Below are 14,052 nucleotides of genomic sequence, written 5' to 3'. Positions count from 1 at the left end.
TTCGTGGAAAACATACGCAGCCTTTTCAAGGGAAAGTAGCCTGGACGACGAGGATTCCATCGACGTACTGCGTCGAGAGATGGAACTTGTTCTCGGCGGTCAACCGAATGAGCCCTAGACCGCCCCTGCGTCGATCGTTGCGCCTTTCGCGCACCGTCCTGGCAAAGAGCTCTCTCGGGTCCTCCGCGGCGAAGATCTCGTCGAATACCGCCTTGACGGTCCGGTACTCTTCCGGCGTAACGCGGTTGGATACCTTGATGAGCAGCCGATCCGGATCGATGCTCAGATCGAGCCGCACCTCGCTCTCACGCTCGGTCCCGTGCTGGAGCACGTTGGTGACCAGCTCCGTGACCACCACGTTGACCTTCTGGCAGATCCGTCTGGGATAGAACCTCACCAGAAGCGCGTCCAAAAAGTTCGCAAGCAGGCCGGCCACGTCGCCCGTGATGTGATCGATCGGAGAGATATATATCGATGCACCGACCGACGTCTGCGAATGATTCTTCTCGGGCTTCATCAGGCGCACCTTCGCAGGATGATCAGTGTGATGTCGTCGGCGTCCGCCACCCGGAACCGCGTGTAGTCCTCGATGCACCGGTCGAGGATCACCTGCACCGGTTCCTCGCTGTGCTTGACGACGATTTCGTTGAGACGTTGCACGGAATATATCTCCCCGCTCGCGTCCTGCGCCTCGAACATCCCGTCTGTGTACAAGGCGAGGACGTCATCCTCCTCGAACGGCAGCTCGAACTCATGAAATGGCTTGATGCGCAGACCGATGAAGTTGCTCACCCGGTTGAACGAGCGAGGCGTTCCGCGACGGACCAGGAGCCCGTACCCTCCGCCCGAGACGTAGCGGAGGAATCGGTCAGTAAACATGACGAAGTTCACCGTCGCGTAACGGCGAACCTCCCGGAGGAACGAGTAAGCGCTCCGGTTCACCCAGTCCACGATCGCCCCCGGGCTATCGAGCCGCTTGGTAGCGTGGGCGAACTGCGCCTTCAGAAACGCCATGATGAGCGCCGACGATACTCCGTGACCTGAGATATCGTAAACACCTATCGCGTGACGCTCGCCGGGAAGGTAGAAGAAGTCGTAGTAGTCTCCTCCGACCTGGGCGAGCTGCTTGTGAAAGATGGCCATGTCGAACGACGAGGCGATGGCCCCGCTCGCCTCCGGAAGCAGGGCGCGCTGGACCTGCCGCGCCACCGCGAGGTCGTCGTCGATGGCCCGGTTGTACCCTTCAAGCTCGTTCTCGATGCTGGTCGCGTGTTCCAGGATCGCCTCGTGCACCAGGGAGAGGTCGTCGAAGTCGAGCTTCAACTTGTCGACGTACTCCAGCAGCGCGCTGCAGCGCTCCATGAAATCTGTGAAGTTCCCTTCCTCGCGGAGCAAGGTGTTCCACGCTTGCCGCTCCTTCACGATCGCCCTGATGGCATCCAGATTGCTCTGCTTCTGCAGGAAGCCTCTGGAGTGCATCGAGCTGATGTCCTTGGGTGCAGTCATGGCTCGACCTGGACGCGATTCGGGTTGGACGGAAGAACCCATCCGATCTCAATCACAGAGTATCATCTCGAAGTTCTGATTGAACTTCTTGAGGTTGGGCAGCGACTTCCCCTGCCACGGGATGGACTTCGACCCGCGAACGATGAGCTGGAGCTCACCCTTCTTCCGGGTGGCGATCGCGAACTTGTAGAGGACGTTGATCCCTGAGCTGTTCAGGAAGTTGAGCGCCCTGACGTCGAGTGTGATGGTGGGAGGGTTCGTGGCCAGGACCTTGTCGAGCAGCTCCTCGATGGGGGCGTACTCGGTGGTGCCGCCAAGACGAAGGATGCCTTCCAGGTACACCACCACCTCAGAGGGATCGTACCAAACCCGATAGTTACCACCCTTGATTTCCATTCTCGACCTTTCATTCAAAATAGGAATCCTGGCCATCGTCTTGATGCTGAAGCTGTTGACCGAAATCGGGTCCAGCTTCCAGCCAAGACTGACACCGTAATCATTCATGATGATGAGATACCCGAGCCCCGACCCGGCGTTCTCCGCGTCCTCGGCGTTCGCCTCCGCCTGCCGACGCAGGAGCTCCCCAGGGTCCTCCTGCGTGAGCTCCAGGAGCTTCTCGCGAAGCGAGGGGACGGCGGCGTTCGTGATCTGGTTGCTGACCAGGCACACCAGGTCCTCACGCCCGATACCCACGGTCACGGTGATGTCACCGTGCTGATTGAACTTGACTGCGTTCTCAACCAGTTCGTTCAGAACGTACCCGATGGCGCCTGAGACCTCGTCTCGGCTGATGAGCCTGTCCTCGCCGTCTATCTCCGGAAAGAGCTCGCCGAAGTACTCGGCCATGAAGTTGGCCGTCAGGTTACAAAGGCTCCATCTCACCGCGAACGAGTCGGGGTACAACGTCAGCGACATGTGTTCGCTGAACGAATCGTCTAAAGAGTAGACGCCGATGATTTCGCTCATGGTAATGCCCAGTCTCCCCCTTGCTCATACCCTCTTAATGACAAGTACAGTGATGTCATCATGGATTTTGTTGTAGCCTACGTGCGCCAAGACGTCCTCGATGATAGCGTCCTTGATCTCCCGCGAGGTTCTTTCGTGGTTTCGCGAGATCACCTGACACAGACGGTCGATTCCGTACTGCTCCTCTGCAGAGTCCTCCGCCTCGGTGATGCCGTCGCTGAAGAGCGTCACGACGTCCCCGGTCTCCAGCTTCACCTCGATGCTACCGATGAAATCGCTGATATCCAGGTCGATGCCTATCGGCAACCCGAGCCCCATGGTCTCGACGCGCTCGAGGGTCCCGTCCTTCCGGACGATGATCAGATCCTCGTGCTGGCCGGTGAGCTGCAGCCCGCCGTCGCTGTAGTCGAGCAGGGTCAGAGACAGGTTCTTGTCCGACCGGATGCGCTGGATGTTCTGGTAGATGACCTTGTTGACGATGCTCAGGAACTTCTTCGGATCCCGCTCGTTGGCCGCGAGCAGCGTCCGGACGGCCGTCTGGACCATGAGCATCAGCACGCCGCTCTCCAGCCCGTGGCCGGTGACGTCGCCGATGCCGATCTTGACGAGCTCGTCGCTCCGGAGCACGTCGTAGTAGTCCCCGCCGACCTCGTCGGCAGGGGCCATGTAGCCCGCGATGTCGAGGCCGGGGATCTCCTGGAGCTCGCTCGGCGCGGGGAGCACCATGAGCTGGAGCTGCCGCGCGACGTTGAGCTCGGCGCCGAGCCGGATGTTCTCCTGCGCGAGCTTCGCGTTCAGCTCGCTGATCTCCTCGTTCGCCTTCTCGAGGGCCCTCGTCCGCTCGCCGACGAGCTCTTCGAGGTTGTTCGTGTAGGCCTCGATCTCGCTCGCCATCTCGTTGAACGCGACGCCGAGCTGCCCGATCTCGTCCGCGGAGTTCACGTCGATGCGAACGCCGTAATCGCCCTCGCGCATCCGCGTCGCGCCGGTCGAGAGCGCGACCAGGGCGCCCGTCATCTTGCGGGAGATGAGGTAGACGCCCAGCATGAGCACGAGGAACGAGGCGATCGTGATGAGGACCTGGGTCCCGACGATCACCGTCCTGCTCTTCTCGATGCTCTTCTGCGCGGCGAGCAGCGAGGCGTACATCTCCTTCTTCGGGACGACGAAGCCCATCGTCCACCGCTCCTTGGCGATGCGCGCGTCCGGCCCGGCCCAGCCGTTCACCGGCGCGAGCCGCTGGAGGGCGATGATGTACGTCTCGCCCGATATCACCATCTCCCGGTAGTCGACCTTATCATCGTTCGGGAGGACGATGCCAGACACCCCCGCGTCCTCGCTGTCCTTGAAGAACCGCTGGAGCATGCCGACGCCGGAGTTCTGGCCGGCGCCCGCGTCCGTGCGCAGCCGCAGCGTCTTGGCGCCGAGCTCGTTGACCGCGAAAACGTTCCCGTCCGCCTGCGCCAGGAAGGCGAAGCCCGCGGTGGCCAGCTTGACGTCCTTGATCGACTCGATGAGCTGCGCGAGCGTCAGATCGAGCCCGACGGACCCCACGAACGTCTTGCGGTCCTTCGCCCAGAGCGGGTGGAACGCCGTCATCACGATGCCGCCGCCCGCCGCGTCGTCGTACGGCGCCGTGACCGTGGTCTGATCCGGGTGCGCGCTCAGCCCGGCGGGGTCCTTCGCCCACTCGTTCCAGCTCTCGGCGATGCCGGGGAAGAAGAACTTGTACCACCCCTGGTCGTTGTGCCCCGGATACAGCCTGTCGAAGGTCGACGCCATGTCCGTGTACGGCGTCAGCCGCACATACGGCTTGTCCTCGGGGCCGATGTAATAGATCTGAAGCTTGTCGGCGCCGTACTTGCCGAACGCGGGCAGGATCAGATCGAGAAACGCCGTCTCGTCGACGGCCCTCTGAACCTCGGGCAGGATCGTCCCGTCCTTCCCCAGATAGCCCCAGACGCTGACGACGCTCGGCTCGCTCGGATCGTTCTGGTACCAGTTCCCCTTCGGGTTGTACTTCATCTGATCGCGAAAATACGGGAAGTCGGCGGCCGTCCGCAGGAACGGGGCGACGTCCTCCTCGCGATCGATCACGGTCTGCAACACGCCGGCGAGGGTCTGGAGATCCCTGTACGCCTCGCCGAGCCTGAGGTTGACGTGAGTGGCCTTGTCCTCCAGGTGATTGGTGAGGTACTCGCGGTTCGCCGAGTTGAGGCCGGCCTCGATCTCCGCGGCGGCCTCGCTGCTCAGCCGGTGGATGCCTTGCCGCCCGACGACGACGTTCCACACGGCGCCGAGCAGGACGCTGACGCCCGTCACGAAGATGATCTTGGTGCTGAACTTCCTGAACCTGAAGAGCAGGCTCTGAGGCCGCTGTTCGCCAGAATTCCGAGGTTGAACGCTCACGGCTGGCAATCTCCTAACGGCACGGCCCTGGGCCACTCGAGCGGCATCACGACGCGGCGGAGCATGAAGACCGGGTCTCCCCTCACATGACCCGCATCGGCTTGCGGCCCGAGCCGGCGTAGATCGGCCACGAGGCGAGGCCGTGCGGGTGCGTGATGGCCGCCATGTGAGCGCGCAGCCCGGTGCTCAGCTCGGCGTGGTAGTCCGGCGGGGCGCCGGCGGTCCGGGCCATGTTGGCGGTCACCGAGATCCAGCACTCGACGACGCGCGCGAAGTCGAAGCAGTCCGTGTTCATGTTGTTGATGTCGATCAGGTTGACGCGGATGTCCTCGAGGCCGGCCTCGCCCATGATCTGCCGCGTCTTTATCCCCGTATCGAGATCCATCCCGATCGACCTGCCGAGCTCGACGAACCGCTTGTAGGTCGCGCGGATGAGGTCCTGCTCCGGATAGCCGTACGCGCACGACAGGAGCTCGTTCGTGATGTAGATCCGGCCGCCCGGCTTGCAGATGCGATAGAGCTCCTGCATGATGCGCTCGGGCTGCGGAAAGACCTGGAGAGACAGACGGCAAGACACGAAGTCGAACGAGTTGTCCGGCAGCAGCAGCGCCGCGGCGTCCCCGTACTGATACTCGACGTTCTCCAGCCCGAGCCGCCGTATGTGGTCCTGCGCGTACCGGAGCGCGGGCCGGGAGTGATCGACCCCGGTGACGTGCTCTGGCTTGAACTCCTTCTGGAGCAAGATCGCGAAGTCGCCGAAGCCGCACGCGATGTCGGCGATCTTCATCCCCGGGTAGAGGCCGTGGTTCGTCAGCCCCGTCTTCTCGTGCTCCCAGATGATGCGCTCCTGGAGGCGGAGGACGTCGATGAACTCGGCGTCTTCGAGCATCCCCTGGCTCGGGTAGAACGCGACGTCGTAGATCTCGACGGAGACGCTCGAGTAGATCTCCGCGATGACCTGAAACTTGCGGATCGCCCAGGGGATGACGCTGGAGATGATCAGCCGGATCTTGAGGTTGGGGCGAGCCTCGACGGCCCAACGGACAAACCTGTTGATCTCCAGGAATGCCACGTTGTTCATGTACTTGAGCCGCTTGAAGTCCAGGCAGAGCTCGCCGCTCGCGTTCTTGGCCGCGGTCTCCAGCGTGCCGCGGATGGCCCTCATCTGATCGGCACCGAACGGCCGCAGCATGCCCGAGAGCGCAACCTCCTGGTCGGTCTGGTCGACGCGCATGCTGAAGGTCACCTGCGAGCGCCACGAAGGGAGGCCGCTCGCAGACGAGGGCGGTACGGCGGATTCGCGACCGATCGGAGCAGTCATAGTTCTTCTACCTCAGTGAACGGGAACTGAATCGCCAGAAGGAGCCAGTCCCCGCTCGTGGGTTCGGAGATACTGAGCTTCGAGCCGTAGACGACCGCGAGTTCGAGCAGCCCGAGCGCCTGGGCGTCATCATCCGGAACGTCGTGCTCGAGCTGCTCTCGATACCAGGCCATCGGGTCCGGCTGATTGGCCAGCTGGACGGCGTGGTTGTAGAACTTGGCGCTCTGCTCGTTGATCGGGACCTCCGCCTCGACGAGGATGTGGTTCTGCTTCTTGCGGAACCGCATCTTGATCTCGCCGGTGGAGCCGTGATTCCTGTATATCGCCTCCAACAATTCGTTGAAGAACGTCGAGAGCAAGGTCGCGTGGCGCTCGGGGTCATCCTCATTGGCGCTCGCGTACCTCGCGAGGAAATTGGCTAGCTGATGACAGTGGTTCCACCGTTTACTGAAGCCACCGACCGAGAAGTTCGCGGAAATGACCATGCCGTCCGCCGGTAACGCGGGCGGCGGTCGCAAGGTCGGAGCTATGTCGGCCTGCTTGGAAACGGACATCAAAGCCTCGGGGGTTGGTTGACAAGTGAGGCACGAACGAGATTACCCGGGTTCGGGGTGCCCCGTCGAGTGCATCGCGAGGTTTCCAGCGAGCGCCATCCGGGCCTTCACGCGGCAGAAACGTCAGCGATCGCCCGGCCGGTTGCACCAGGCATGCCACCGCGCCGTAGTTTTTCTGTAATACCGCTCGCATTTGTCGAAGATCACTGGTCCCATGGCCAGGTGAACCGATGTAGGGCGCCGCCCGCTGGCCGACGGCTCCGTTCGGTCGCTTCGCGCAACTCCGGGTGAAACGGGCTCCGCTTGCCTCAGCACGCGGTGTTCGTAGGTCGCCACGACAGGCAGACATTTTGTCCACAGAACACCCACGCCGGCGACGCCAATTGTAATTCGCTATACATGTGCTCCCCGCTCGCCTCGGCGGGGCGCACAGTCGTTGACCATCAGACCATTTGGAGCAGCAGAAGAGAGGTAATCGAAAGTGCGTCGCTGCTGTCAACCCCTTCCTGCGCGCGGCGGAGGTGCGCTCAGACATGGTGTGGTCCCGCGAGTCGCCGCGGGAGTGCGAGGAGATCCGTGCGCCGACCTACCACGTGGCCCAACGCGCGCCGGAGCCGAGTGCGTCTCTCGGCCGCGGATTCGGTATGCGGCCCTCTCGCGCGGGAGTCGGCGTCTCGAGGCAGCGCCGCGATGAGTCCCACGCCGGGCGAGCGCTCGGGGCTGGCGCCGGGTGTCGTCAGGCGTCCGGGAGCGCTGTGCAACATCGATGGTCCCGCAGCCCACGTCCTGCTGCTGGGCGCCGCTCGACCGAGCGCCCTCACCTTCGCCACGAGCGGCGCGAGCCGCCAAGGGACGCGCGAGGTCGGACATGGCAACGATTGAGCTTGACAAACATCCATGCCGGCTACGTGTGTTCACCGTCGCGCTGTCGGGCGCGGCAGCGCGCCGCCTCCGAGCGCCGGGCGCAGCGGACGCCTGACCGCGGGCTCGCGCCGCGCAGCGCCGGGGAAGCTCACGCCACCGGCGCCTCGACGTCACCGCCGCGGAGCGCCTCGCCGCTCGATGGCGTCGAGCTCGTCCATCACCGCCTTCACACGCGGATCCGTGGGATCGACGGCGCGCGCCTTCTCGTACGCCGCGCGCGCGTCCTTCAGCTGGCCCGACTGCGCGAGGGCGTTGCCCAGGTTGATCCAGGCGCTCCCGAGCTTGTCGTCGAGCTTGAGCGCCTCGCGGTAGAGCGCGGTCGCCCTCTGCAGGTCGCCGCGGAGGTGGTACGCATACCCGAGGTTCGATCGGTAGGTGGCGCGCGCCGGGTCGCGCGCCACCGCCGCCTCGAGGTGCGGAACGGCGCGCGCGGGATCGTTCGCCGCGAGGAGCGCCGTCCCGAGGTCGTTCTGCAGGCGCGCGTCCGCCGGCGAGAGCCTCGCGGCGCGCTCGTAAGCGCGGATCGCGTCGGCCGTCTTCCCCGCGGCCAGGAGCGCTGTCCCGAGGTTCGCCTGCCGCTCCGCGTCCCCGGGGGCGAGCTCCGCCGCCCGCGTCAGCTCGCGGACAGCGTCTTGCAGGTTGCCGAGCGCGAGGTGCGCGACGCCGAGCGCGGAGTGCGCCTCGGCGTCGCTCGGGGCGAGCTCCGCGGCACGCGTCAGCTCACCGAGCGCCGCGTCGGCCCGGCCCAGGACAAGGAGTGTGCGGCCGAGCTCGAGGTGCGCGAGCGCGTGGTCAGGCTCGAGCGCCACCGCGCGCTTCAGCTCCGGGAGCGCGGCGAGCAGCGTCCTGTCGCCCGGCGCCCCGTTGTAGTCGGTGGAAACGCCTGCCCTGGCGATCGCCGCGCGCTGGGCGCCGACGATCGCCGCCGCGTCCTTCTTGTCGAGCTGCGCGGCCGCGCGATAGGCCCTCTCGGCAGCGGCGAAATCGCCGCTCGCGTAGGCGGCGTCGCCCTCTTCGAGCTTCCTGTCCGCGGGCGTGCCGGTGCCGCGCGCGACGCGCGGAGGAGGGCTCGCCGCCGCCGCCTCGCTCGTGGAAGGCGCGTCGAGCGGGACGCCCGAGCCGACCGGCGGGGCCGCGCCCGGGGCCGCGCCGCTCCCCGGAGGCGGCGCGGGCGCCGCGTTCGCCGTCGGCTCGATCCGGGCAGACGGCGCAGGGGCCTCCGCCGGTGGTCGCGGCGCCGGCGAGCGCGACGCCGGCGCCGCCGGGGCGCAGCCGGCGAGCGCGAGCAGGACGCCGAGCCGGCGGATCGCTCCGCAGGCGCTCACAGCTTGTACGGGGTCATCGCGTGCTCCTTGCCGTCGTACCGGAGCAGCACAGGCTTGTTATCCATCTTCGTCGCCACGCCGACCGGCCGCTTCCAGCATCGGACGAGCGCCACGAGCGTCTCGCGCGCGTAGTCGGCGCGGAGGTCGAAGCCGCCGTGCACGTGCTCGAGCAGGAGCTCTCCGCGGTTGCCGTAGTTGGCGTCGACGACACGGATGTACGGGTCGCCGAAGTTCGTCAGCTGGAAGAGGAGCTTCTCCTTCACCTCCTTGAACTCGCGGCTCTCGATCTCGAACCTGTCATTCCGCCCCGAGAAGCCGAACGTGTACATCTTCTGCTCGATCACGAACTCCGGCGTCAGGAACTCGTCGATGAAGGTCACGTCGTTGTAGAGCGCGCGCACCTGGAAGATCTTCTCGCGGCCGAGGCCGAGCCGCATGTCCCACGTGCGCTTCGCGTCGAGGTCCGCGCACTCCTCCCACTCGCGGCCGAAGCGGCCCTTGTTCCATCGCTCCTCGATGTAGCGATAGAGCTCCACGCCAACCTTGTAGGGGTTGAAGCGCCCCGGCGCCGTCGCCATGACACCGGCGTTGTTCTCGGCGTAGTCGATGATCTCCGACGCATCGAGGACCTTCTCGGTCATCATCTTCGAGTGCCAGTACGAGGCCCACCCCTCGTTCATGATCTTCGTCTGGCGCTGCGGGACGAAGTAGTAGGTCTCCTCGCGGATGATCTCGAGCACGTCGCGCTCCCACCGATCGAGCGGCGCGTGGTCGAGCAGGAACTTGAGCACGTCGCGCTCCGGGCGCTCCGGCACCTTGCGCTCCGGCTTCTTCTGGTCCTGCCGCTTCTTCCGCTGCGCCGCGAGGATCTCCTCCGGGTTGATGAAGGAGTCCATGTACTCCTTGGCCCGGAGCTTGTAGGTGTCCATCGGCTCCTCCGTGGGCTCCTCGTCCTCCTTGGCCACAGGACGGCCGGTGAAGGGGGCCCACGGGTCGATCAGGTTCTCGAGCGAGAGGCAGTGGTCGACGAACGCCTCGACCTTGTTGATGCCGTAGCGCTCGATGTGGCGCGACACGCGCGCGCCGTGGTTCGCCATCTTGTCGATCCACTTGCGGTCCGGATCGTAGGCCTCGCTCTTCCGCACCGGGTCGAGGATCGGGCCGCGATGGTCGAGATCGGTGGACCGGAAGCAGAAGTTGTTCTTGAAGAAGTCGACGTGCGCGTACACGTGCGCCATGACGAGCTTCTGGTCGGTGAGCGAGTTGCCCTCGAGGAGGTAGGCGTACGAAGGATTGTTGTTGATGACCATCTCGTAGATCTTCGAGAGGCCATACTCGTAGCTCTTCGAGAGCTGCTCGTACTCCATGCCGAACCGCCAGTGCGGGTAGCGGCTCGGGAAGCCGCCGTACGCGGCGATCTCGTTCATCTGATCGTACGTCAGCATCTCGAAGATGACGGGGAAGAAGTCGAGCCCGTAGTCCCGGGCGATCTTCTCGATGCGCTCCTTCTCGGTGCGCAGGTAGCGGGGAAGCGCGGTGTTCAGGGCGAACTTGCTCATACCGCTCTACTTCCCCTTCCCCAGAAAATCCTTGATGCTGCCCACGATGGCGTCCTTGTCCCTGATCTCGCTCACCACCACCCGATCGTCGTGCGAGAAGTGTTCTTTCAGATCCTTGATGAACTGGCCCGAGCCGTACGGGCTCTCGACCTGCCCGTAGGCGAACATGTTGACCCGCGGCAGGATCTGGGTCTTGAGCACGTCCACGCAGGAGAGCGTGTCGTCCATCGACCAGTTGTCGCCGTCGGAGAAGTGGAACGGATAGATGTTCCACTCGTCCGGCGGGTAGTCGTTGTCGATGATCTGCGAGCACAGCTTGTAGGCGCTCGAGATCATCGTGCCGCCGGACTCGCGCGTGTGGAAGAACGTGTCCCGGTCGACCTCGCGGGCGATCGCGTCGTGGATGATGAAGCGCGACTCGAGGCCCTTGTACTGGCGGGTCAGCCACGCATCGATCCAGAACGACTCGATGCGCACGATCTCCTTCTGCTCGTCGCCCATCGACCCGGAGACGTCCATCATGTAGATGATGACCGCGTTCGCGACGGGCTCGGTGATCGTCTTCCACGAGCGGTACCGCTTGTCGTCCGGGACGGGGACGACGACGGGCGCCGACGGGCGGAACGTCCCGCTCGAGATCATCCGCTTCAACGCCTCGCGGTACGTCCGCTTGAAGTGGCGCAGCGACTCGGGGCCCACCCTGCGGATGCCGGAGTAGCGATCGTGGGCGTTCGAGATCTTGCTCTTGCCCTTGTCCTGGATGTCGGGCAGCTCGAGCTCCTCGCCGAGGATGCCGGCGAGCTCCTCGAGCGTGACGTCGACCTCGAGGAGGTGGTCCCCCTCGCCGCTGCCCGCCTGCCCCTGGCCGGGCTGCTTGTCGTCCGAGCCCCCCACGGGATCGCCGGGGTTGCCGTCGCCCTGCCCCACACCGCCGCGTTGCTTGTCGCCGAAGCGGAAGCGCGGGATGTCGATCTGAGGGATGGGAATCGAGACGAGGTCCTTCCCCTTTCGTCCGATGAGCTCGCCCTGCGAGATGTACTTGCGCAGGTTCTCGCGGATGCGGCCGCGAACGATCTGACGGAAGCGCCCGTGATCCTGGTCGATCTTCAACGACACGCTCGCGAGTGTAGCATCGGAAGCCGCCTCGGGTCCGCACGTTCGGCGGGCCGCCGAGGTCTCCCGCCCCGGCGGCGCCGCTTCCCCGCTTCCGTTCGACGTCTCCATCCCCGACTTCCCCACTTCCCCACTTCCCCGCCGTTGCCCCACCGCCACGCCCGCCCGTCGTGAACTGGCCCCCGTGTTAGCCTCGTCGCCGTGCTGTTTCGAGCGCGCTCCCTCCGCGCGTTCCTCGCGCTCGTGGTCCTCGCGGCGCAGGCCCTCGGGTGCGGCTCGCGAGAGCAGCTCGTCGGGCTGCCCGATCTCGCGGGCGCAGGGGGCGCCCCCGACGCGCCGCCCCCGGACCCGCCGGTGTGCCGGGAGGACGGGCTCCCCTGCCAGGGCGCGGCGGACTGCTGCAGCGCCGTGTGCGCGCAGGGGATCTGCGGCGGCGACAGCTGCGCGCGGGACGGCGCGCCGTGCGCCGCCCCGGGCGACTGCTGCGCCGGCCTGTGCACCGGCGGGCTCTGCGGGCAGGGCTGCTCGGCCGACGGGGCGCCGTGCCAGAGCGCGGCGGAGTGCTGCGCCGGGGTCTGCATGGGCGGGGCCTGCGGGCGGGGCTGCTTCCGGGACGGGAGCGCGTGCGGGTCCGCGGGACAGTGCTGCTCGCTGAGCTGCGTGGAGGGCGCGTGCCGCGCGCCGTGCATCCAGAACGGCGCGCGCTGCAGCGCGGGCGACGCGTGCTGCAGCGGCGCCTGCATCGCGGGCGTCTGCGCCGAGGCGTGCGCGCCCGACGGCTCCGCGTGCGGCCAGAGCGCGGATTGCTGCACCGGGCGCTGCAACGCGGGCATCTGCGGCGGGTGCAGCTCGGACGGGGTCGCGTGCGGCTCGGCCGATGCGTGCTGCTCCGGCGTCTGCGCGCAGGGCGTGTGCGGGGGCGCGGCGTGCTCGCACGCGCCCTGCGCGATCGGCGCGCCGCTCGCCACGGACTGCGGCGGGTGCGCGGCGGAGCTCTGCCGGTTCGACCCGTTCTGCTGCACCACCAGCTGGGACGAGATCTGCGTCGGCGAGGTCCCCAGGCTCTGCGGGCTGGTCTGCGTCGAGTGCGCCGCAGACGGCAGCCGCTGCGCGTCCGGCGAGGCGTGCTGCAGCGGCGCGTGCGAGGACGGCGTCTGCCGGCCTCCGTGCGCGCGCGACGGCCAGCCGTGCGCGGACGACGTCGCGTGCTTCTTCGGCTGCCTCGACGAGGGGAGCGGCCCCGCCGTCTGCGGGTTCCAGTGCATCCACAGCGCGGAGACGTTGCAGCTGCTGCGCTGCGTGGGCAGGAGTTGCGGCGGCGGCGCCTGCTTCTGACGCGCGGCGCGGGCGCGACGGCGGCGCGAGGGGCGCGGGTCTCGCGCGGGCGTGGGGCTCGCCGCGCCCGCGGCTCCGCCGCGCGGGTCTGGAGCGCGGATTGCCGAGCGCCTGACGCGCAATAGGCGCTTCCGCCGGGGTTGGCTACAGCGGATCCTGATTTCGATTCCGGTGCTTCCCGCCGACTTTCCGACCGGGAAAGAGGGAAGGCTGTGGCACCATGAGTCCACGAGCGAGCTCATGTCGAGAGAGCTCGGGGGGAGGGCTCAATGCCGAGAGGCGAGACATCGAAGGATACGTCCAAGCAGAGGAAGCGGGTCCAGAGCGGCGAGCGCGAGCAAGCTGCGCCCGCGAACTCCCGGGGCGAGGCGGGTCGGAAGGCTCCGCGCAGGCGGACGAAGTCCGCTGCCGGCGCACGGATGGCCGCTGCGTCGACCCGGCGGGTGACGCGGGCGAAGAAGGGAGCGAGCAAGGCAGGCGCGAGCGCCGCGGCGCGGCCGGGCACGGCGCGGAGCACCGCGGCGGCGGAGAAGAAGAAGACCAGCAGCGCGCCGAGGAAGGCGACCGCCGGACAGACGAGCCGGCAGCAGAGCGGCGCGGCCAAGAGGGCGGCCACGACGAGGAAGCGGACCACCACCGGTAACGCGGCGGGGCGCGGCCGGAGCGCGGCGGGCGCGACGCCGGCCGGCGGGCGCAAGACGACGCGCGCGGCGGGCGCGACGCCGGCCGGCGGGCGCAAGACGACGCGCGCGGCGGGCGCGAAGCGCGCGGCCCCGCAGCGCGCAGCGGCGATGAGGAAGCCGTCGGCCAGCGCCCGCGTCGGGCGCGGAGCCGCGCGGCGAACGAAGGCGGCGCAGCCGGGCGCGCAGAGGGCGGGGCAGAAGCGCGCGACCGCCGGCAAGCGGTCGGCGGCCAGCTGAGCTGCAGCGTCGGGCGCGCCGCTCGCCACGGGGCGCCCAGCCGCATCTTTCCCATCCCATCCCATCCCAAGCATCCCAAGAGGACGCCGGCAGATGCTCGGCCGTCGAGCCTCCGCGCGA

11 protein-coding genes are annotated in these 14,052 nt (G+C 66.9%); 1 reads left to right on the top strand and 10 read right to left on the bottom strand.

Translation table 11 applies throughout. The annotated features are described in order from the left end of the window. Window positions 1-25 precede the first annotated feature (25 nt). From WMF27_RS08980 to WMF27_RS08940, 9 genes are all read right to left on the bottom strand, one after another. Window positions 26-517: an ATP-binding protein gene (locus WMF27_RS08980; protein WP_231864758.1), complete on the bottom strand. Its 492-nt coding sequence runs from the start codon at window positions 515-517 to the stop codon at window positions 26-28. Then, window positions 517-1,506, bottom strand: a complete 990-nt coding sequence (locus WMF27_RS08975) for a PP2C family protein-serine/threonine phosphatase (RefSeq protein ID WP_044964406.1) — start codon at window positions 1,504-1,506, stop codon at window positions 517-519. The genes WMF27_RS08980 and WMF27_RS08975 overlap by 1 nt, the downstream gene beginning before the upstream one ends. Before the next feature lie 48 nt (window positions 1,507-1,554). Next, window positions 1,555-2,472, bottom strand: coding sequence for a slr1658 superfamily regulator (locus tag WMF27_RS08970; RefSeq protein WP_012234413.1), 918 nt, complete (start codon window positions 2,470-2,472; stop codon window positions 1,555-1,557). Between the two features lie 24 nt (window positions 2,473-2,496). Continuing rightward, the gene (locus WMF27_RS08965; RefSeq protein ID WP_437769335.1) at window positions 2,497-4,881 is read right to left on the bottom strand and encodes a PP2C family protein-serine/threonine phosphatase; all 2,385 of its coding nucleotides are present in this window, start codon (window positions 4,879-4,881) and stop codon (window positions 2,497-2,499) included. An 82-nt stretch (window positions 4,882-4,963) separates the two neighbouring features. After that, complete coding sequence (locus tag WMF27_RS08960) at window positions 4,964-6,127, bottom strand: methyltransferase domain-containing protein (RefSeq protein ID WP_437769336.1); 1,164 nt, start codon at window positions 6,125-6,127, stop codon at window positions 4,964-4,966. A 71-nt stretch (window positions 6,128-6,198) separates the two neighbouring features. Next, a complete protein-coding gene (locus WMF27_RS08955) occupies window positions 6,199-6,756 on the bottom strand; it encodes a hypothetical protein (protein WP_437534412.1) in 558 nt (185 codons plus the stop codon). A 1,034-nt stretch (window positions 6,757-7,790) separates the two neighbouring features. Continuing rightward, window positions 7,791-9,005 (bottom strand): tetratricopeptide repeat protein, encoded by a 1,215-nt coding sequence (locus WMF27_RS08950; protein WP_437769337.1) that lies wholly within the window; start codon window positions 9,003-9,005, stop codon window positions 7,791-7,793. Then, window positions 9,002-10,564, bottom strand: coding sequence for a SpoVR family protein (locus WMF27_RS08945; RefSeq protein ID WP_437769338.1), 1,563 nt, complete (start codon window positions 10,562-10,564; stop codon window positions 9,002-9,004). The genes WMF27_RS08950 and WMF27_RS08945 overlap by 4 nt, the downstream gene beginning before the upstream one ends. Window positions 10,565-10,570: 6 nt before the next feature. After that, a complete protein-coding gene (locus tag WMF27_RS08940) occupies window positions 10,571-11,680 on the bottom strand; it encodes a DUF444 family protein (protein WP_437769339.1) in 1,110 nt (369 codons plus the stop codon). 198 nt (window positions 11,681-11,878) lie between these two features. Here WMF27_RS08940 and WMF27_RS08935 point away from each other — a divergent pair, with 198 nt between their 5' ends. After that, complete coding sequence (locus WMF27_RS08935) at window positions 11,879-13,012, top strand: hypothetical protein (protein WP_437769340.1); 1,134 nt, start codon at window positions 11,879-11,881, stop codon at window positions 13,010-13,012. A 238-nt stretch (window positions 13,013-13,250) separates the two neighbouring features. Here WMF27_RS08935 and WMF27_RS08930 read toward each other — a convergent pair whose 3' ends face one another. After that, window positions 13,251-13,961 carry a hypothetical protein gene (locus WMF27_RS08930; RefSeq protein WP_437769341.1) on the bottom strand — a complete coding sequence of 237 codons (711 nt, stop codon included), beginning with the start codon at window positions 13,959-13,961 and terminating at the stop codon, window positions 13,251-13,253. Between the last annotated feature and the right edge of the window lie 91 nt (window positions 13,962-14,052).

Source organism: Sorangium sp. So ce281, assembly GCF_051527395.1.
GTDB lineage: Bacteria > Myxococcota_A > Polyangia > Polyangiales > Polyangiaceae > Sorangium > Sorangium cellulosum_B.
This window is presented reverse-complemented; position numbering and strand designations above follow the sequence as displayed.